Origin of the sequence: Amycolatopsis sp. NPDC059021 (assembly GCF_042739895.1) — a bacterium.
Classification (GTDB): domain Bacteria; phylum Actinomycetota; class Actinomycetes; order Mycobacteriales; family Pseudonocardiaceae; genus Amycolatopsis.
The window spans coordinates 37,639-56,346 of the sequence record NZ_JBHYIQ010000068.1 but is presented as its reverse complement, the minus strand read 5'-3'; the positions used below and the strand labels follow the sequence as shown (position 1 = coordinate 56,346).

Annotated in this window: 16 protein-coding genes and 1 riboswitch; of the genes, 3 read left to right on the top strand and 13 right to left on the bottom strand. The window is 69.7% G+C overall.

The features are described 5' to 3' along the window. Positions 1-80: 80 nt before the first annotated feature. Together ACFWX1_RS32410 and ACFWX1_RS32405 are read right to left on the bottom strand one after the other, a co-directional pair. Positions 81-1,952 (bottom strand): transglycosylase domain-containing protein, encoded by a 1,872-nt coding sequence (locus ACFWX1_RS32410; RefSeq protein ID WP_378393563.1) that lies wholly within the window; start codon positions 1,950-1,952, stop codon positions 81-83. Positions 1,953-2,036: 84 nt separating this feature from the next. After that, positions 2,037-2,759 carry a FadR/GntR family transcriptional regulator gene (locus ACFWX1_RS32405; protein ID WP_378393562.1) on the bottom strand — a complete coding sequence of 241 codons (723 nt, stop codon included), beginning with the start codon at positions 2,757-2,759 and terminating at the stop codon, positions 2,037-2,039. 251 nt (positions 2,760-3,010) lie between these two features. On the opposite strand from ACFWX1_RS32405, the gene ACFWX1_RS32400 reads away from it, so the two are divergent. Together ACFWX1_RS32400 and ACFWX1_RS32395 are read left to right on the top strand one after the other, a co-directional pair. Next, positions 3,011-3,220 (top strand): hypothetical protein, encoded by a 210-nt coding sequence (locus ACFWX1_RS32400; protein WP_378393561.1) that lies wholly within the window; start codon positions 3,011-3,013, stop codon positions 3,218-3,220. 41 nt (positions 3,221-3,261) lie between these two features. Further along, positions 3,262-4,068 (top strand): hypothetical protein, encoded by an 807-nt coding sequence (locus tag ACFWX1_RS32395; protein WP_378393560.1) that lies wholly within the window; start codon positions 3,262-3,264, stop codon positions 4,066-4,068. A 1-nt stretch (position 4,069) separates the two neighbouring features. Here ACFWX1_RS32395 and ACFWX1_RS32390 read toward each other — a convergent pair whose 3' ends face one another. The 10 genes from ACFWX1_RS32390 to ACFWX1_RS32345 form a co-directional block, all read right to left on the bottom strand. Continuing rightward, complete coding sequence (locus ACFWX1_RS32390; protein ID WP_378393559.1) at positions 4,070-5,443, bottom strand: L-serine ammonia-lyase; 1,374 nt, start codon at positions 5,441-5,443, stop codon at positions 4,070-4,072. A gap of 15 nt (positions 5,444-5,458) precedes the next feature. After that, the gene (gene lipA, locus ACFWX1_RS32385) at positions 5,459-6,502 is read right to left on the bottom strand and encodes a lipoyl synthase (protein WP_378393558.1); all 1,044 of its coding nucleotides are present in this window, start codon (positions 6,500-6,502) and stop codon (positions 5,459-5,461) included. Then, a complete protein-coding gene (gene glyA, locus ACFWX1_RS32380) occupies positions 6,499-7,773 on the bottom strand; it encodes a serine hydroxymethyltransferase (RefSeq protein WP_378393557.1) in 1,275 nt (424 codons plus the stop codon). The genes lipA and glyA overlap by 4 nt, the downstream gene beginning before the upstream one ends. 3 nt (positions 7,774-7,776) lie before the next feature. After that, complete coding sequence (gcvH, locus tag ACFWX1_RS32375) at positions 7,777-8,157, bottom strand: glycine cleavage system protein GcvH (RefSeq protein ID WP_378328898.1); 381 nt, start codon at positions 8,155-8,157, stop codon at positions 7,777-7,779. A gap of 37 nt (positions 8,158-8,194) precedes the next feature. Then, a complete protein-coding gene (gcvT, locus tag ACFWX1_RS32370) occupies positions 8,195-9,286 on the bottom strand; it encodes a glycine cleavage system aminomethyltransferase GcvT (RefSeq protein WP_378393556.1) in 1,092 nt (363 codons plus the stop codon). A gap of 4 nt (positions 9,287-9,290) precedes the next feature. Further along, positions 9,291-12,125, bottom strand: a complete 2,835-nt coding sequence (gene gcvP, locus ACFWX1_RS32365) for an aminomethyl-transferring glycine dehydrogenase (protein WP_378393564.1) — start codon at positions 12,123-12,125, stop codon at positions 9,291-9,293. Between the two features lie 153 nt (positions 12,126-12,278). Next, positions 12,279-12,372: riboswitch (glycine riboswitch) on the bottom strand. 137 nt (positions 12,373-12,509) lie between these two features. Continuing rightward, a complete protein-coding gene (locus tag ACFWX1_RS32360; protein ID WP_378393555.1) occupies positions 12,510-13,277 on the bottom strand; it encodes a 3-oxoacyl-ACP reductase in 768 nt (255 codons plus the stop codon). Between the two features lie 2 nt (positions 13,278-13,279). Further along, a complete protein-coding gene (locus ACFWX1_RS32355) occupies positions 13,280-14,647 on the bottom strand; it encodes an aldehyde dehydrogenase family protein (RefSeq protein ID WP_378393554.1) in 1,368 nt (455 codons plus the stop codon). Next, positions 14,647-15,399 carry a gamma-glutamyl-gamma-aminobutyrate hydrolase family protein gene (locus tag ACFWX1_RS32350; protein ID WP_378393553.1) on the bottom strand — a complete coding sequence of 251 codons (753 nt, stop codon included), beginning with the start codon at positions 15,397-15,399 and terminating at the stop codon, positions 14,647-14,649. Before ACFWX1_RS32350 ends, ACFWX1_RS32355 begins: the two co-directional genes overlap by 1 nt. Beyond that, the gene (locus ACFWX1_RS32345) at positions 15,380-16,747 is read right to left on the bottom strand and encodes a glutamine synthetase family protein (protein ID WP_378393552.1); all 1,368 of its coding nucleotides are present in this window, start codon (positions 16,745-16,747) and stop codon (positions 15,380-15,382) included. Before ACFWX1_RS32345 ends, ACFWX1_RS32350 begins: the two co-directional genes overlap by 20 nt. Positions 16,748-16,982: 235 nt before the next feature. Between ACFWX1_RS32345 and ACFWX1_RS32340 the strand changes: the two genes are divergently transcribed. Beyond that, positions 16,983-17,504, top strand: a complete 522-nt coding sequence (locus ACFWX1_RS32340; protein ID WP_378393551.1) for a general stress protein — start codon at positions 16,983-16,985, stop codon at positions 17,502-17,504. Between the two features lie 50 nt (positions 17,505-17,554). On the opposite strand, the gene ACFWX1_RS32335 is transcribed toward ACFWX1_RS32340, so the two are convergent. Further along, entirely contained in the window at positions 17,555-18,541 is a 987-nt protein-coding gene (locus ACFWX1_RS32335) for an alpha/beta fold hydrolase (protein WP_378393550.1), read from the bottom strand. Between the last annotated feature and the right edge of the window lie 167 nt (positions 18,542-18,708).

Genomic DNA, 18,708 nt, shown 5'->3' with positions numbered 1-18,708 from the left:
CGTTCGGGACGATCAACGTCCCCAACGCGTCGTTCACGGCATCGCGCCTCGGTGCACCGCGCAGTCCGACCCCGGGAAATTCAGCGTGCGGGGCGGCCGCCGGCGTTGGCGAGCATGAAGGTCTGCCAGATGTCCGTCGGCATGGTCGCGCCGGTGATCTTCTGGCCACCGGAGTTCCGGAGGCGCCAGCTGTCGTCGTCGCTGCCGATCCACACCGCGGTCACCAGCTTCGGCGTGTAGCCGATCGCCCAGGCCGCCGCGTAGTCCTGGCTGATGCCCTGCTCGAACTGCCCGGTCGCCAGCGCCGCCGGGCGGCCGTCCGGCAACGTCGTGCGCAGCGCGTCCGTCACCGCGTCGGCCAGCCGTGTGCTCGTCGCGTCGTCGCCGCTGAACGGCGACGGCCGCGAGGTGTGCTGCCAGACGATCTCACCCTTCTCGTCCCGGATCTTCTCGACCAGATAAGGCATCGCGCGCACGCCCTTGGCCGCGAAAGTCGCGTACGCGCCCGCCATGTCCAAGGGCCGCAAGGGATATCGCCCGATCGCGATCCCGGCACCGATGAGGTCGCTGTTGTACTCCCGCAGGGTCGCGGCGCCATCGACGGCGTCCGGGATGCCCGCGTCGCGGGCCGCGGCGCTCAGCGCGTCCGCCCCCAGCCGCTTCGCCAGGTCCGCGAACGGCGCGTCCGCCGCCTTGCGCAGCGCCTGCCGGTAGGTGCACGGATCCCCGCAGACGTTCGGATACTTGAACCGCTCGCCGAGGAACTCCGTCTCCGGTGGCGACGCCGCGGGCTGGTCGACGCCGATCCCCGCACGCAGCCCGGCCAGCATGCTGAACGGGTAGAACGCCGAACCCACCGGGTGCGCGACGCCCGCGTAGTCGCGCAGGCCGTCGTCACCGCCGTCGTAGACCCGCACCGCGCCCGTCCCCGGTTCGACGGACACGAGCGCGCCGCGCAGCTCACGCGGTTCGCCGGCCAGCCGGTCCTTGATCGTCTTGCGCGCGCCTTCCTGCGCCCGCCGGTCCAGCGTCGTCTCGATGCGCAAAGTGCCCTGCCGCAACCGGTTCAGCGGGAAACCGGCGCGTTCCAGTTCGGCGAGCACGGCCTGTTTGACGTGGTACTGCCCGTAGTCCAGCCGGCCCGCGCGGGTCTCCGACGGCGGCTGGATTTCCTTGCCGGGGTAGGCCATCCTGCCGATCTCGCCGCCCTTGACATACCCCCGCTCGACGAGCTTGTCCCGTACGTACTCCCAGCGCCTCGCCGCGTGTTCGTCGCCGGAGACGGCCGGATCGTGCACCGACGGCGACTGGATCATCCCGGCCAGGAACGCCGCCTCGCTCCAGGTGAGGGACTCGTCGAGGCCGCGGCCGAAGAACGCGTTCATCGCCGCCGCGGGGCCGAAAGTGTTGCGCCCGAAGGAAATGATGTTCACGTAGCTCTCGAAGATCTTCTCCTTGGACTGCTCCTGGGTGATCTTCGTGGCGAGCACCAGTTCGGTGAGCTTGCGGGTGATGGCGTGCTCGTCGTCCCCGGTGGACTTCTTGATGTACTGCTGGGTGATCCCGGACCCGCCGCCGAAACCGGTCAGCAGCGCGCGGCCGACGCCGGTCGGGTCGAAGCCCTGGTTGTCCCAGAACGTCGGATCCTCGGTCGCGACGATCGCGTCCCTCAGCTTGGCGGGTATCCGCGCGTAGGGCACGAAGAGCCGGTCCCCGTCGGGCGGGACGACCTTGAGCAGTTCCGAACCGTCCGAATAGTCCAGTGTGACGGTCTTGTCGAGCCCGGCGAGCACCTCCTGCGGGCTGCGCACGTCGAGCACCAGGTAGGCGATCCAGAAGGCGAGGAGCGGGATGCCGACCCCGAGTCCGGCGGTCCAGTAGGCGATCCGGCGGACGCGCCGCCACCGTCCAGGCGTCTTCTCACCGGCTTCGGGCTCATATTCCGCAGACATCTCATCCACGTCACGTCCGACGCTCGAACGAGTGACGGGGTTGAGACGGGCCGGATCACTGAAACAGGATCATGACATTTCCGCTCAGAGGAAGGCGCGCAGCAGCGACTCGGTGCCCTCGATGTGCTCGGCCATCGCGCGCCGCGCGGCGACCGGGTCGCCGGCGAGGATCGCGTCAACGATCTCCTCGTGCTGGGCGTTGGAGTGCTCCAGGTTCGGCTCCAGCAGCGGGATCCGGTCGAGCAGCTGGTTGACCCGCGTCCGCGCGTCGGCCATCGCGGTGGTCAGCGAACCGGACGCGGTCACCTCGGCGATCGCCAGGTGCAGCCGGGAATCCTTGCGCCGGTAGTCGGCGAGGCCCGCGGCCGACGCGTCGGCGAGCGTGCTGGTCAGGTGCTGCCGGTCGGCCGGGCTCAGCGAGCGCGCCGCCGCCATCTCGGCGGCACCGGTCTCCAGCACGTACCGCAGGGTCAGCGCGTCCTCCAGCGCGACCGCGGCGACCGGACGTTCCCCGATGGTGTGTCCCGGATCGGGCAGGTTCTCGTTGACGAACGTGCCGCCGTAGCGCCCTCGCCGCGATTCGACATACCCGGCGTCGGACAGCGCCCGGATCGCCTCGCGCAGCGTGACGCGGCTGACGCCGAGGCGTTCGGCCAGCTCCCGCTCGGACGGCAGCCGCTCCCCCGCGCCGACCACGCCGAGCCGGATGGCCTGCAGGAGCCGCTCGACGGTCTCCTCGAAGGCGTTGCCCGTCCGCACCGGACGGAACAGCGCTTCACCGGCATTCGCCACCGCGGTCGACTCCACCCAGCGAGTTTAGGCCGACCCGGCTGCCGACGCCGCCGCACGCGAGTGCCCGGCGGAACGGCACACGGCGGGAAGCGCCTCGGCCGGATCCTCGTCGAGGCCGGCCTGCGGCCGGTAACGGCAACGCCGCCCGCGTTCACCCGGAGCTGACAACTGGCATTCCGTGAGAAAACCACTGGAATCACCCGGCCACGGTGAGCAACTATTGACAGCGTCCAGTGAGACACCGAAGACCGAGTGGGGGCGATCCGGTGCACTTCCTGATGGCGCAGGACCTGGTCAACGAGCGGGAAGCGGAGTTGCGCCGCGGCACCCGCCGTCCGCGCGGCGGCGGCCGGGCCTGTCTGGGCGGCACCCGGCGGCAGCGCCTCGGCTGGACGCTCGTCGAGGTCGGGCTCCGGCTGGCCGTCGAACCCTATAGCCGCACCGAAAGCGTTGGCGCGCGGGACTTCCGGGTGTAGAACGGAATCAGCCGGACAGGCCTCCGGCGACTGGGGATTCCATGAGCCGGTTCAGTCCTGAGCCGCTGTCGGATGACGACGAGCTACGCGAGTACCGTCTCACCCGCGCGCGCTTCTCCGTTTTCACGCCCGTCTTCGTGCTGGAAGTGGTTCTTCAGCTCGGGCGGGGATGGTTCTTCGAGACCGACCAAGCCGCGATGCGGATCTTCGTCATCGCGGTGGTGGCCTTGCCGCTTGTGCTGATCGTTTGGTACGCGCTGGTGAGCGCGACCCACACCGACGAGGACGGCGTGACGGTCCACGGCTGGTTCCGCGCGAGGAAGACGCCGTGGACCCGGATCCAGGACATCGTCGTCGAACCGAAACACCACCGCCAGCTCAAGTCCGCGCCCTACTTCGTCACGGCGATGTACGACGACACGGGCCGCCGGACCGTCCTGCCGAACCTCAACGACCACAACGGCCTCGACCTCGAACACGAGACCGAGGTCCTGCACCGCATGTGGCTTTCCCGGCGCGGCGTGACCTGGCGATCGATTCCCGCCGTCCGGCGGTCCCACACTCCAGGACGGCCCGCACCGCCACCGCCATGGCGGCTCGCTTTGGCGGTGGCGGCGGCCACGTCGGTGGTGGCCTTCGCGCTTCTGGTGTTTCTCTCGGTGCAACTGGCCGACGGCACGGAGTCGTCGAGTGATGACCCGCCCGTCTTCGTCCAGGTCATCGTGCTGGTGATGCTCGTGTTCGGCCCTGGCGCTGTCGCGTTCTTCGTCACGCTGTACGTCACGCGTGCACGGCGCGCGGCCCAGGCATCGGGTCCGCCCCGGCCGCGCACCAAGAAACAGCGTTAGCTCAGCACTCGATGACGTTGACCGCGAGGCCGCCGCGCGCCGTCTCCTTGTACTTGATGCTCATGTCGGCGCCGGTCTCCCGCATCGTCTTGATCGCCTTGTCCAGCGTCACGACGTGACTGCCGTCGCCACGCATCGCCATCCGCGCGGCGTGGATGGCCTTCGACGCGCCGACGGCGTTGCGCTCGATGCACGGGATCTGCACGAGTCCGCCGACCGGGTCGCAGGTCAGCCCGAGGTGGTGTTCGACGCCGATCTCGGCGGCGTTCTCCACCTGCGCCGGGCTGCCGCCGAGCACCTCGGTGAGCCCGGCGGCGGCCATCGCGGACGCCGAACCGACCTCGCCCTGGCAGCCGACCTCGGCACCGGAGATCGACCCGGTCTGCTTGAGGATCGACCCGATCGCGCCCGCGGTGAGCAGGAACGTCACGATCCCGTCGTCGGAGGCGCCCCGGATGAACCGCTGGTAGTAGTGCAGCACCGCGGGGATGACCCCGGCCGCGCCGTTGGTGGGCGCGGTGACGACCCGGCCGCCCGCGGCGTTCTCCTCGTTCACCGCGAGTGCGTACAGGCTGACCCAGTCCATGGCGTACAACGGGTCCTCGGCGCCGTCCTCGGCGAGGAGCTTGTCGTGCAACGCTTTCGCGCGACGCGGCACCTTGAGCCCGCCCGGCAGGACACCTTCGTGCGCGCAGCCGTTGCGGACGCATTCGGCCATGACCGCCCAGATGCCGAGCAGCCCCTCGCGGATCTCGTCCCGGCTCCGCCAGGCGAGTTCGTTGCGGAACATGATCTCGCTGATCGGCAGGCCGGTCGACGCGCAGTGCGCGAGCAGGTCGGCGCCGGTGCGGAACGGGTACGGCACCGGGGTCGAGTCCTCGACCACGACCGTGTCCGTCTCGTACGACTCGTCCCGCACGAACCCGCCGCCGACCGAGTAGTACGTCCGCTCCCGCAGCAGGACGCCCTCGCCGTCGAAGGCGCGGAAGATCATGCCGTTCGGGTGAGCGGGCAGGGATTTGCGGCGGTGCATGGTGAGGTCGGTGTCCTCGGTGAACACGATCTCGCGCTCGCCGCCCAGCCTCAGGCTGCCGGACTCGCGGATTTCCGCGATCTTGCCCGGCACGGTGCCGGTGTCGACCTCCTCCGGCCGCTCACCGGACAGCCCGAGCAGCACGGCCTTGTCGCTGCCGTGCCCGAACCCGGTGGCGCCCAGCGAGCCGAACAGTTCACTTTGGACACGCGCGGTGCGGTTCAGCAGGTTCTCGTCGACGAGACCGTCCACAAAGGTCCGTGCAGCCCGCATCGGGCCGACCGTGTGGGAGCTCGACGGTCCGATGCCGATCGAAAACAGGTCGAAGACGCTGATCGCCATTGATCCGCCCCTTCCCTAATTCCGGCCCGAAGTAATTTTTACCGCTGAGGGCCCATTGGATACAGCCAGAAGCGAGCTGGCCTCTTGTGCGGCCGGACCCTGTTCGGCGAGATGCCTCAGGTTGTCCGGCAGCTCTTCTCCACGGTAACTCTTCGTCTGCGCGTAGAGGCGTCCGGCACGGTAGGAGGACCGCACCAGCGGCCCGGCCATGACTCCGGCGAACCCCATCGCCTCGGCGGCCTTGGAGTGCTCGACGAACTCCTCCGGCTTCACCCACCGGTCCACCGGATGATGCCGCGGCGACGGCCGCAAATACTGCGTGATCGTCAGGATCTCGCAACCCGCGTCAACCAAATCCCGCATCGCCGGGGCCACCTCGTCGGGTGTCTCACCCATGCCCAGGATCAGGTTCGACTTCGTCACCAACCCAGCCTCACGGGCCTTCGTGATCACCTCAAGAGACCTTGCGTACCGGAAGCCGGGACGCATCCGCTTGAACACCCGCGGCACCGTCTCCAGGTTGTGCGCCAGCACCTCCGGTCGCGACGCGAACACCTCGGCCAGCTGCGCGGGATCGGCGTTGAAGTCCGGGATCAACAGCTCAACACCGGTGCCCGGATTCAAACTGTGGATCTGGCGCACCGTCTCCGCATACAGCCAGGCGCCACCATCCTCCAGGTCGTCCCGGGCGACGCCGGTGACCGTCGAATAGCGCAGTCCCATCGCCTGGACACTTTCGGCCACCTTGCGAGGCTCGGTCCGATCCAGCGCGGCGGGCTTACCGGTGTCGATCTGACAGAAATCGCAACGACGCGTGCACTGATCGCCACCGATCAGGAACGTCGCCTCACGGTCTTCCCAGCACTCGTAAATGTTGGGACACCCGGCCTCTTCACAAACCGTGTGCAGACCCTCACGGCGGACCAGGCCCTTGAGCTCGGTGAACTCCGGCCCCATCTTCGCCCGCGTCTTGATCCACGAAGGCTTCTTCTCGATCGGCGTCTGACTATTGCGGACCTCCAGCCGCAACAGCTTCCGGCCCTCCGGCGCCGCGGTCATCGCGCGAGGTCGGCGTAGAGGGGGTGCTTCTTGGCCAGCAGCTCGACACGGGCACGCAGCGTCTGCCGCACGTCGTCGTCGAAGTCCGGTTTGAGTGCCTCGGCGATGATGTCGGCGACCTCGGTGAAGTCCTCGGCGCCGAAGCCGCGGGTGGCCAGCGCCGGGGTGCCGATGCGCAGCCCCGAGGTCACCATCGGCGGACGCGGGTCGAACGGGACCGCGTTGCGGTTGACCGTGATCCCGACCGAGTGCAGCCGGTCCTCGGCCTGCTGACCGTCCAAAGCGGACTGGACGAGGTCGACGAGCACGAGGTGCACGTCGGTACCGCCGGTGAGCACCCGGACGCCCGCCTCCGCGGTGTCCGAACGCGACAGCCGGTCGGCGAGGATCTTCGCGCCTTCCAGCACACGCTGCTGACGCTCGCGGAACTCCTCGCTCGCGGCGATCTTCAGCGCGACGGCCTTGGCGGCGATGACGTGCTCCAGCGGCCCGCCCTGCTGACCGGGGAACACCGCCGAGTTGATCTTCTTCGCCAGCTCCTGACGGCACAGGATCAAGCCGCCGCGCGGGCCGCCGAGGGTCTTGTGCGTGGTCGTGGTGACGATGTCGGCGTGCGGCACCGGCGAGGGGTGCAGCCCGGCCGCGACCAGGCCGGCGAAGTGGGCCATGTCGACCATGAGCTTGGCGTCCACCGCGTCGGCGATGCGCCGGAACTCGGCGAAGTCGAGCTGACGCGGATAGGCGGACCAGCCGGCGATGATCAGCTTCGGCTTGTGCTCGACGGCCAGCCGTTCGATCTCGGCGAGGTCAACGATGCCGGTCTCTTTGTCGACATGGTAGGCGACGACGTTGTAGAGCTTGCCGGAGAAGTTGATCTTCATCCCGTGCGTCAGGTGGCCGCCGTGCGCCAGGTCGAGGCCGAGAATGGTGTCGCCCGGCTTCAACACGGCGAACATCGCGGCCGCGTTGGCCTGCGCGCCCGAGTGCGGCTGGACGTTGACGTGCTCTGCGCCGAAGAGCGCCTTCGCGCGCTCGATCGCGAGCTGCTCGACGACGTCGACGTGCTCGCAACCGCCGTAGTAGCGGCGGCCGGGGTACCCCTCGGCGTACTTGTTGGTCAGCACCGAACCCTGCGCCTCGAGCACGCCGAGCGGAGCGAAGTTCTCCGAGGCGATCATCTCCAGCGTGGACTGCTGGCGGGTGAGCTCGTCGGCGACCGCGGCGGCGATCTCCGGGTCCACTTCGGACAGCGGCGCGTCGAACGTGGTCATGGGTCAGGCCTCCTGGGTCAAAACCGCGTAGGCGGCGGCGTCGAGCAACTCCGGCAGGTCACCGCTGGTGCGTACCCGCAGCAGCCAACCCTGGCCGAACGCGTCGTCGTTGATGACCTCGGGGGTGTCCGAAGTGGCCTCGTTCACCTCGACGACCTCACCGCTGACCGGCGAGTACAGCTCGCTGACCGACTTGGTCGACTCGACCTCGCCGAACACCTCGCCCGCGGTGACCTTGTCGCCGACCGACGGGAGCTGGACGAAGACGATGTCGCCGAGCGACTCGGCGGCGAAGGCGGTGATCCCGACCGTGGCGACGCCGTCGGCGACGCTCAGCCACTCGTGATCCTTGGTGTAGGACAGGTCCTGGGGAATGCTGGTCATGCGAAAGCCTTTCGATGTGCCCGGCTGGTCAGGGCGGTCAGGAACGCTTGTAGAACGGGAGGGCGACGACCTCGACGGGCTCGATCCGCCCGCGGATGTCGACGGAAAGCCCGGTGCCGGGCTCGCTGTGTTCCCGGTCGACGTAGGCCATGGCGATCGGGTAACCCAGCGTCGGCGACAGCGCACCACTGGTGACCTCGCCGATCTCGGTCTCGCCCGCCAGCACTCGGTACCCGTGCCGCGGCGCGCGGCGCCCGGTGCCCTTGAGGCCGACGCGCACGCGCGGGACGTCGGCCTTGGCCAGCTCTTCGAGCGCGGCCTTCCCGACGAAGTCGCCGGGCTTCTCGAACTTCACGACCCGGCCCAGCCCGGCCGCGAACGGGTTCAGCGCACGGGTGAGTTCGTTGCCGTACAACGGCATTCCCGCTTCGAGCCGCAGTGTGTCGCGGCAGGCGAGCCCGGCCGGGAGCAGCCCGTGCCCCTCCCCCGCCTCGGTCAGGAGCCGCCACAGCGCCGGTGCCTCGGCGGCCGGGACGAACAGCTCGAAGCCGTCCTCCCCGGTGTAGCCGGTGCGGGCGAGGAGGACGTCGTGTCCCTTCACCTCGGCCGGGACGCTCGCGTAGTACTTCAGCGAGTCCAAGTCCGCGTCGGTGACCGCGCGGAGGATCGCCACCGCGTTCGGGCCCTGGACGGCGATCAGCGCGACGTGCTCGGAGCGGTTGTCGACCACGGCGTCGAATCCGGCGACCCGCTCGGCCAGCGCCTCGGCGACGACGTCCGCGTTACCCGCGTTCGCCACCACCAGGAACTTTTCGTCGGCGAGCCGGTAGACGACCAGGTCGTCCAGCACGCCGCCGTCGGCGTCGCAGATCATCGTGTAGCGGGCGCGGCCCGGTTTGACGCCGGACAGGTTGCCCACCAGCGCGTAGTCCAGCGTCGCCGCGGCCTCCGGGCCGGTGACCTCGATCTCCGCCATGTGCGAGAGGTCGAACAGCCCGGCCGCGGTGCGCACGGCTTTGTGCTCGGCCAGCTCGCTGGCGTAGCGGACCGGCATCGACCAGCCCGCGAAATCGGTGAACAGCGCACCGAGTCCCTTGTGGACTTCGTGCAGGGAGGTTTCCTTCGACACGGGCTCAGCCTTCGTAAGCGTTGAGGGGCGGGCAGGAGCAGACGAGGTTGCGGTCGCCGTGGGCACCGTCGATCCGGCGCACCGGCGGCCAGTACTTCGTCTTGCGCGAAACCCCGGCGGGGAACACGGCGAGCTCGCGATCGTAGGGCTTGTCCCACTCGCCGACCAGCGCACCGGCGGTGTGCGGGGCATTGCGCAGCGGGCTGTCCTCCGCGGTCCAGCGGCCTTGCGCGACACCGTCGATCTCCTCGCGGATGGCGATCATCGCGTCGCAGAACCGGTCGATCTCGGTGAGGTCCTCGCTCTCGGTCGGCTCGACCATGAGCGTGCCGGCGACCGGGAACGACATCGTCGGCGCGTGGAAGCCATAGTCGATCAGCCGCTTCGCGACGTCGTCGACGGTGACGCCGGTTTCCTTGGTGATGCCGCGCAGATCGAGGATGCACTCGTGCGCGACGAGGCCGTCCTGCCCGGTGTAGAGCACCGGGTAGTGCGGGCCGAGCCGCGCGGCGACGTAGTTCGCGGCGAGCACCGCGACCTCGGTGGCCGCGGTGAGGCCGGGCGCGCCCATCATGCGGACGTAGGCCCACGAGATCGGCAGGATCGAGGCCGAGCCGTAGGGCGCGGCGCTGATCGGGCCGACGCCGGTTTCCGGGCCCGCGGTGTCCAGCAGCGGGTGGTTGGGCAGATACGGCGCGAGGTGCGCGCGCACCGCGACCGGGCCGACGCCGGGGCCACCGCCGCCATGCGGGATGCAGAACGTCTTGTGCAGGTTCAGATGCGAGACGTCGCCGCCGAACTCGCCCGGCTTGGCCAGGCCCAGCAGCGCGTTGAGGTTCGCACCGTCCACATAGACCTGTCCGCCGCCGTCGTGCACGATCTTGGCGAGCCGCTCGATGCCGTGCTCGTACACCCCGTGCGTGGACGGGTAGGTGACCATGATCGCGGCGAGCGTGTCCTTGTGCGCGTCCACTTTGGACTGGAGGTCGTCGAGGTCGACGTTGCCCTCGGCAGTGCACTTGACCACGACCACGCGCATCCCGGCGAGCACCGCCGAGGCGGCGTTGGTGCCGTGCGCGGACGACGGGATCAGGCAGACGTCGCGGCCCTCGTCGCCGTTGGCGCGGTGGTAGGCGCGGATGGCCAGCAGCCCGGCGAGCTCGCCCTGGCTGCCCGCGTTCGGCTGCAGCGACACCTTGTCGTAGCCGGTGACCTCGGCCAGCCAGCCCGACAGCTGCTCGACCAGCACGTGGTAGCCCTCGGCGTCGCCGGCGGGCGCGAACGGGTGGATGCCCGCGAACTCGCGCCAGCTGATCGGCTCCATCTCGGTGGTGGCGTTGAGCTTCATCGTGCACGAACCGAGCGGGATCATGCCGCGGTCGAGCGCGTAGTCCTGATCGGACAGACGCCGCAGATACCGCAGCATCGCCGTCTCGGACCGGTGCGCGACGAAGACCTCGTGGCTCAGGTAGCCGCTCTCGCGGGCGAGACCGTTCGGCAGCGCCTTCTTGCTCTCCTCCGGCGCGGCTTCGACCCCGAACGCACGCAGGACCTTCACGAGGATGTCCGGGCGGGTGACCTCGTCACAGGCGACGCGGACGTGGTCGGCATCGATGTGGCCGAGGTTGATCCCGCTTTCCCTTGCCGCGGCGTGGATTTCGGCCGCCTTGCCGGGCACGCGCGCGACGACGGTGTCGAAGAATCCCTCGTGCACGACCTCGACGCCGCCCTGCCGCAGCGCCTCGGCGAACCCGGCGGCCAGGCCGTGCACCCGGGCGGCGATGCGCTGGAGGCCGTCCGGACCGTGGTAGACCGCGTACATCGCGGCGAGCACGGCGGGCAGCACCTGCGCGGTGCAGATATTGGACGTCGCCTTCTCACGGCGGATGTGCTGCTCGCGGGTCTGCAGTGCGAGGCGGTACGCCGGGTTGCCGTCGGCGTCGACCGAAACCCCGACGAGGCGGCCGGGCAGTGAGCGCTCCAGTCCACTCCGGACGGACAGGTACCCGGCGTGCGGGCCGCCGTAGCCGAGCGGGACGCCGAAACGCTGCGTCGAGCCGGCCGCGACGTCGGCGCCGAACTCACCCGGCGAGGTGATGAGGGTCAGGGCCAGGAGGTCGGCGGCGACGGTGAACAGCGCGCCCGCGGCCTTCGCCGAACCGGAGATCGCGTGGTAGAAGCCGGGGCCGCGCAGCACGCCGGACGCGCCGGGGTACTGGACGACGACGCCGAAGAACTCCGCGGGCAGCCCGGTCAGCAGGTCGCGGACCTGGACCTCGATGCCCAGCGCCTCGGCGCGGGTGCGGACCACGGCGATGGTCTGCGGCAGGCATTCGGCGTCGAGGACGACGACGTTCGACTTGGACTTGGAGGCACGCCGCATGAGCGTCACGGCCTCGGCGACGGCGGTGGCCTCGTCGAGCAGGGAGGCGTTCGCGGTGGCCAGGCCGGTGAGGTCGGCGACCATGGTCTGGAAGTTGAGCAGGGCTTCGAGACGGCCCTGCGAGATCTCCGGCTGATACGGCGTGTACGCGGTGTACCAGGCCGGGTTCTCCAGCACGTTGCGGCGGATCACCGGCGGGGTCACGGTGTCGTGGTAGCCGAGGCCGATCATCTGCGTCATCGGACGGTTACGCGCGGCGAGCGCCCGCAGTTCGGCGGTGGCGTCCTCTTCGGACGCGGCGGCGGGGAGATCGAGGCCGTGAGCACTGCGGATGGCGGACGGGACCGCGGCGGCGACGAGCGCGTCCAGGCTGCCGTAACCGCATTCGGCCAGCATCTTGGCCTGTTCGGCCACCGATGGGCCGATATGCCGGGTGTCGAACGGTGTCGATGTGATGGGGAGCTCCTCGGGCCGGGCACTGGGTAGACCGGTGCGCTGGAACTCCCCCTCTGTCATGGCACCTGAGAGTTTCACCGTGCGTTCCCGATCGAACACAGCACGGCTTTCACCTTGGGTGAGGCGTGGGTACGCCTGCTTTCCAGAGTGGCCTCGCACGAAGCGGTAGTGGATACCTGAGAGATTCCGGGGAGTTTGCTCCTTCGGTGCCCCACCACGTTCGTGGGGGCTCTCCCGCTCCGGCTCGACGGCCCGATCTGTAGTTGTCGCGCATACCGTACCCGGCGGCTTCACCCCCCGTCCACTTCTCCCCGCCCACACCACACCGGCGATCTCACGTGATTGAACGGCGACCTCACGTGATTGAACGGAGATCTCGCGTGCTTACAGGGGGGTGACGTAGGCGCCGGAGATGCCGCCGTCGACGAGGAACTGGGAGGCGGTGATGAAACTGGCGTCGTCGCTGGCGAGGAAGGCGACGGCGGCGGCGATCTCCTCCGGCTCGGCGAACCGCCCGACCGGGACGTGCACGAGACGCCGCGCGGCCCGCTCGGGGTCCTTCGCGAACAGCTCCTTGAGCAGCGGGGTGTTCACCGGTCCGGGGCACAGCGCGTTGACGCGGATGTTCTCGCGCGCGAACTGCACGCCCAGCTCGCGGCTCATCGCGAGCACGCCGCCCTTGGACGCGGTGTAGGAGATCTGCGAGGTCGCCGCGCCCATGACCGCCACGAACGACGCCGTGTTGACGATCGAGCCCTTCCCCTGACGCCGCATGTGCGGCAGGACGGCCTTGCAGCACAGGTACACCGAGGTCAGGTTGACCTGCTGGACCTTCTGCCACGCGTCGATGCCGGTGGTGAGGATCGAGTCGTCGTCCGGCGGCGAGATCCCGGCGTTGTTGAACGCGACGTCGACCGAGCCGAACTGGTCCACTGTGGACTGGAACAGGGCCTCGACCTGCTCGGCGTCGGTGACGTCGGTCTGCACGAATACGCCGCCGACCTCGTCCGCCGCGACCTTGCCCTGCTCCGGCGCGACGTCGGCGATGACGATCTTCGCGCCCTCGCTCGCCAGGCGGCGCGCGGACGCGAGCCCGATCCCGCTGGCCCCACCGGTGATCACCGCGACGCGGCCCTCGAAACGCTGCACCATCCCTACTCCTCCGTGCTCAGAAAGACGTTCTTGGTCTCGGTGAACGCCGTCGCGGCGTCCGGCCCGAGCTCACGGCCGAGACCGGACTGCTTGAATCCGCCGAACGGCGTCCAGTACCGCACCGACGAATGCGAGTTGACCGAGAGGTTCCCCGACTCGACGCCGCGGGAGACCCGGAAGGCGCGGCCGACGTCGCGGGTCCAGATCGACCCGGACAGGCCGTACTCGGTGTAGTTGGCCATGTCGACCGCGTCGGCCTCCTCGGCGAACGGGACGACGGCGACGACCGGGCCGAAGATCTCGTCCGTGGCCAGGGGATCCTGCAGATTCGGCGGGGTGACGACGGTCGGCGCGAACCAGAACCCCGGCCCGTCCGGCGCGCTCCCCCGGAACGCCACCGGTGTCCGATCGTCCACATAGGACGACACCTTCGCGTGGTGCGCGGCCGAGATGAGCGGCCCCATCTCGGTCTTCTCCGACCCCGGATCGCCGACGACCACACCACGCACGGCGGGTTCGAGCAGCTCCATGAACCGGTCGTACGCGCTCGCCTGCACGAGGATCAGCGAGCGCGCGCAGCAGTCCTGGCCCGCGTTGTCGAAGACCCCGTACGGCGCCGTCGCGGCGGCCTTCTCCAGGTCGGCGTCGGCGAAGACGATGTTCGCGTTCTTCCCGCCCAGCTCCAGCGTCACGCGCTTCACCTGCGCCGCGCAGCCCGCCATGATCCGCTTGCCGACCTCGGTGGACCCGGTGAAGACGACCTTGCGTACCGCCGGATGCTCGACGAACCGTTGTCCCACCACGGATCCCTTACCCGGCAGCACCTGGAAGACGTCCTCGGGGATGCCCGCCTCGCGCGCCAGTTCGGCGAGCCGGAGCGCGGTCAACGGCGTCAGCTCGGCGGGCTTGAGGACCACGGTGTTCCCGGCCGCGAGCGCGGGCGCGAAACCCCAGCCCGCGATCGGCATCGGGAAGTTCCACGGCACGATCACGCCGACGACGCCGAGCGGCTCGTGGAACGTGACGTTCACCCCGCCCGGCACCGGGATCTGCTTCCCGATCAGGCGTTCCGGCGCGGCGGCGTAGTAGTTCAGGACGTCGCGGACGTTGCCCGCTTCCCAGCGCGCGTTGCCGATCGTGTGCCCGGAGTTCGTGACCTCCAGCCGGGCGAGGTTCTCGATGTCGTTCTCGACGGCGTCGGCGAAACGACGCAGCAGTCGCGCACGGTCGCCGGGGGCGACGTCGCGCCAGGCCGGGAACGCGGCCCGCGCGCGGGCGATCGCGGCGTCGGTCTCCTCGGCGGTGGTCAGCGCGACCGACCGCACCACCTCTTCGGTGGCGGGGTTGATCACGTCGAAACTGGTGCTCATTACCTCTCCTTACGGGCGGCCGCCACGAGGGCCGCGAAGAGCCGGAGGTCGTCGGTGTCCTGTTCGGGATGCCATTGCACCCCGAGGACGAAGTTCCCGCCGGGCAGCTCGGCGGCCTCGACGGTGCCGTCGGCGGCCCAGCCGACCGGGACGAGCCCGTCGCCGAGCCGGTCGATGGCCTGGTGGTGGTAGCACATCGCCTTGGTCTCCGCCCCGAGGATCGCGGCGGCGCGCGACCCCTCGGCGAGGGTGATCGTGCTGGTCCCGAACGTCGCGGGCGCGGGCTGATGCTCGCGGCTGCCGGTCGCCTCGGGCATGTCCTGGGTCAGCGTGCCGCCGAGCGCGACGCTGATCACCTGGAGCCCCCGGCAGACGCCGAGCACCGGAACCCCGGCTTCGATCGCCGCGCCGAGCAGGCCGAACTCGAAGGCGTCACGATCGGGCCTGGTGTAGGTCTTCTCATGCGGTTCCTGGCCGTACCGCGCCGGATCGACGTCGGCGCCGCCGACCAGCACCAGTGCGTCCACAGTGGACATCAGCCGCGTATAGGCGTCGCTCACCGGCGGGAGGAGCACGGGAATACCGCCCGCGGCGGTCACGCAGTCGACGTAGACACGGTGCAGGAGCGCGGCTTCGGTGTCCCAGACGCCGAACCGGGCGGGCTCGATGTACGTCGTCAGGCCGATGACCGGCTTCCGCCGACGTACTTCCTCCCGCGGAGGCGGCGAAGAATCAGAGGCGTTCGAAACCACGAATGCGCTCCCAATCGGTGACGGCCTTCTCGAAGGCCTCGCGTTCGATCTTCGCCGCGTTGAGATAGTGCGTATGGACGTCGAACCCGAACGCCCGCTCGACGATCTCGCTCGCCGCGAACTCGCTGATGGCCTCGCTGATCGTGGCGGGCACCCGCGGCAGCGCGTAGGAGTCGTAGGCGTTGCCGGTGAACTCCTCCTCCAGCGGCAGCTCGTTCTCGATGCCGTGCAACCCGGCGGCGATGAGGGCCGCGACGGCGAGGTAGGGGTTGACGTCGCCGCCGGGCACGCGGTTCTCCACGCGCAGCGAATCGCCGTGACCGACTACGCGCAGCGCGCACGTGCGGTTGTCGGTGCCCCAGGCGATCCCGGTCGGCGCGAAGCTGCCGCGCACGAACCGCTTGTAGGAGTTGACGTTCGGCGCGAAGAAGTAGGTCAGCTCGCGTAGTCCGGCGAGCTGACCGGCGAGGAAGTGCTCCATCAGCCGGGAGAACCCGCCGGGCCGGTCACCGGCGAGCACCGCGCCGCCCTCGGCCGAGCGCAGGCTGATGTGGATATGGCAGGAGTTGCCCTCGCGCTCGTCGTACTTCGCCATGAAGGTGAGGCTCTTGCCCTCCTGCGCGGCGATCTCCTTGGCCCCGGTCTTGTAGATGCTGTGGTTGTCGCAGGTGGTCAGCGCGTCGGCGTAGCGGAAGGCGATCTCCTGCTGGCCGGGGTTGCACTCCCCCTTGGCCGACTCGACGTACATGCCGGCGCCGCCCATCTCGCGGCGGATGCGGCGCAGCAGCGGCTCGATCCGCGCGGTACCGAGCATCGAGTAGTCCACATTGTACTGATTGGCGGGCTTCAGACCCTGGTAGCGCTTGTCCCACGCGGCTTCGTAGCTGTCGTCGAAGACGATGAACTCCAGCTCGGTGCCGACGTACGCGGCGAGCCCGCGCTCGGCGAGCCGGTCGAGCTGGGCCCGCAGGATCTGCCGCGGCGACACCGTGACGGGCCCGCCCTGCACCCGCTCCACGTCGGCGAGCACCAGCGCCGTGCCCGGCTGCCACGGGATCAGCCGCAGCGTGTCGAAGTCGGGCCGCAGCACGAAGTCGCCGTAACCGGTGTCCCAGGACGAGATGTCGTAGCCGTCGACGGTGTTCATCTCGACGTCGACGGCCAGGAGGTAGTTGCAGGCCTCGGTGGCGTGCGGTACCACCTCTTCGAGGAAGTACTCTGCGGCGCAGCGCTTGCCCTGCAGCCGGCCCTGCATGTCGGTCATCGCGACGAGCACCGTGTCGATCGTCCCGTCGGCGACCAGCGTGCGCAGCTGATCGAGGGTGAGCATGCCTTGTCTCCGCGCCATCGGCCACCCCAAAGGTTTGAATCGAATCCTTTGCGCGTTCTTCCTACCGGGTCAGCCCGAACGGGTCAACCGGAGCAAAGGTATGAATTTGAACCTTTAAATCCGGCCGCCGTCGCCTCGGGACATACCGGCCGGAATGTCTGTGTTGTCCGGCTGAGAAGAGTCTGTGAATCCCGTCCGCGTGGGACCATTCGGGGAGCGTCGCACGTTGTACGGGGCAGGAGAGGTGAGATCGATGACCACAGCATTCACGCAGAGCTCGGTGAACCCGCAGCAGGCACGCCCCCAGCTGCCCACGATGCCCACCGGCTGGCCGATCGGTTCCTACGAGTCGTACGAGCAGGCCCAGCGGGCGGTCGACCACCTCGCGGGCACCGACTTCCCGGTGACCGACGTGACCATCGTCGGCGTCGAACCGGTGCTCGTCGAGCGCATCGCGGGCCGGATGAACTGGCGCAGGCTGCTCGGCAACGCGGCGATGTCCGGCGCGCTGTTCGGCCTGTTCCTCGGCCTGGTGCTGAGCATGCTGAACCCGGGCGCCGGGCTCATCCCGATCGGGATCGGCCTCGTCGCCGGTATCGGGTTCAACCTGCTGTTCGGCGCGCTGGGCTACGCGGCCAGCCCGAACAAGCGGGGGTTCATCTCGCAGAGCCAGCTCGTCGCGCGCCGTTATGACGTGCTGAGCCAGCCGCGCAACGCCGAGAAGGGCCGCGAACTCCTGGCCGACCTCGCCGCGCGCAGCGCCTTCGGCCACTGACCCGCTTGACGCATTCGGGCCCGCGAGTTCTCCACTCACGGGCCCGAGTGTCAGGTACCGCTGGAGACCGTGGGGCCGTCGAGGGCGCTGTCGTGTTTCGGGTCACCGGCACGCAGCAGCTTGCGCCAGTGCGCGCGGTCGTGCCGGGCGGGCGGGGTTTCGGTCAGGAACTCGCGCAGGATGGCCAGGAACCGTCCGGGGTTCGTGCGGTACGGGAAGTGCCCGGCGCCCTCGAAGAGCACGAGCTTGCTGCCCGGCATGGCCCGGTGCGCCCGATGCGCGTGGGCGACCGGCACCACCTGGTCGCGGGTCCCCCACATGAGCATCGTCGGGATGCCTTCGGTCAGATAGCAGCGGTCGAGCATGTTGACGACCTGGCCACGCCAGTCCACCACCGAACGCAACGTACGCAGGAAGGCCTGTCTGCTCGGCGGTTCCATCAGCCGCACGTACCGGGACACGACATAGTCGAGTTCGGCGGCGGGCCCGGGGCCGAGGCCGAAACCGCCGGTGCGGCGCAACACCGAGCCCAGCCCGCGCAGCGCCGAAAGCACCGGGGTGACACCGAGCAGTGGCATCGCCAGCCCGGCACCCGGCGCCGCGGCCAGCCGCAGCAACGGGTGCACGGACGCGCCGATCCCGCCGGAACCGATGAGCACGAGACGCTCGCACAGCTCCGGGAACTGGTAGGCGAACTGCATCGCGACCCCGCCGCCCAGCGAATGCCCGACCACGCTGACCCGGTCGATGTCGAGCGTCGCGAGCAGATCCCGCATGCCGCACGCGTAGGCGGCGACGGAGTAGTCCGCGCGGGGCTTCGCGGAGGCGCCGTGGCCGAGCAGGTCCGGGGCGAGCACGGTGAATTCACCGGACAACGACGCGAGCAGGTCGAGCCAGGTCGAGGAGTCATCGCCGATCCCGTGCAGGAGCAGCACGACGGGCCCGCTCCCGGCCAGCCGGTAGGCGCGCTCGTAGCCGTGGACGATCCGCGTGCGCGGGGCGAGGGTGTCCGCCCCGATCCCGGTGAGTGACGGCACAGCCTCAGCACAGCACGCGTGCGTTGGCGGCACGTTTCGGGCAGGTTCGCATCAGGTGAACCGTGGTGGGGGCGGGCCCCACCCCCCCGCCCCCCACGCCCCCAACCCCCGCCCCCGCGGAGGGCGCCACGGCCGGCGCCCCCGGGCCCGCGCCCGGGCCCTGGAAG

Excerpts from the sequence above, each read along its gene's own strand:
- ACFWX1_RS32410 (WP_378393563.1), bottom strand. The coding sequence starts at position 1,952 with ATGTCTGCGGAATATGAGCCCGAAGCCGGTGAGAAGACGCCTGGACGG.
- ACFWX1_RS32395 (WP_378393560.1), top strand. The coding sequence starts at position 3,262 with ATGAGCCGGTTCAGTCCTGAGCCGCTGTCGGATGACGACGAGCTACGC.
- ACFWX1_RS32390 (WP_378393559.1), bottom strand. The coding sequence starts at position 5,443 with ATGGCGATCAGCGTCTTCGACCTGTTTTCGATCGGCATCGGACCGTCG.
- lipA (WP_378393558.1), bottom strand. The coding sequence starts at position 6,502 with ATGACCGCGGCGCCGGAGGGCCGGAAGCTGTTGCGGCTGGAGGTCCGC.
- glyA (WP_378393557.1), bottom strand. The coding sequence starts at position 7,773 with ATGACCACGTTCGACGCGCCGCTGTCCGAAGTGGACCCGGAGATCGCC.
- gcvH (WP_378328898.1), bottom strand. The coding sequence starts at position 8,157 with ATGACCAGCATTCCCCAGGACCTGTCCTACACCAAGGATCACGAGTGG.
- ACFWX1_RS32360 (WP_378393555.1), bottom strand. The coding sequence starts at position 13,277 with ATGGTGCAGCGTTTCGAGGGCCGCGTCGCGGTGATCACCGGTGGGGCC.
- ACFWX1_RS32355 (WP_378393554.1), bottom strand. The coding sequence starts at position 14,647 with ATGAGCACCAGTTTCGACGTGATCAACCCCGCCACCGAAGAGGTGGTG.
- ACFWX1_RS32345 (WP_378393552.1), bottom strand. The coding sequence starts at position 16,747 with ATGGCGCGGAGACAAGGCATGCTCACCCTCGATCAGCTGCGCACGCTG.
- ACFWX1_RS32340 (WP_378393551.1), top strand. The coding sequence starts at position 16,983 with ATGACCACAGCATTCACGCAGAGCTCGGTGAACCCGCAGCAGGCACGC.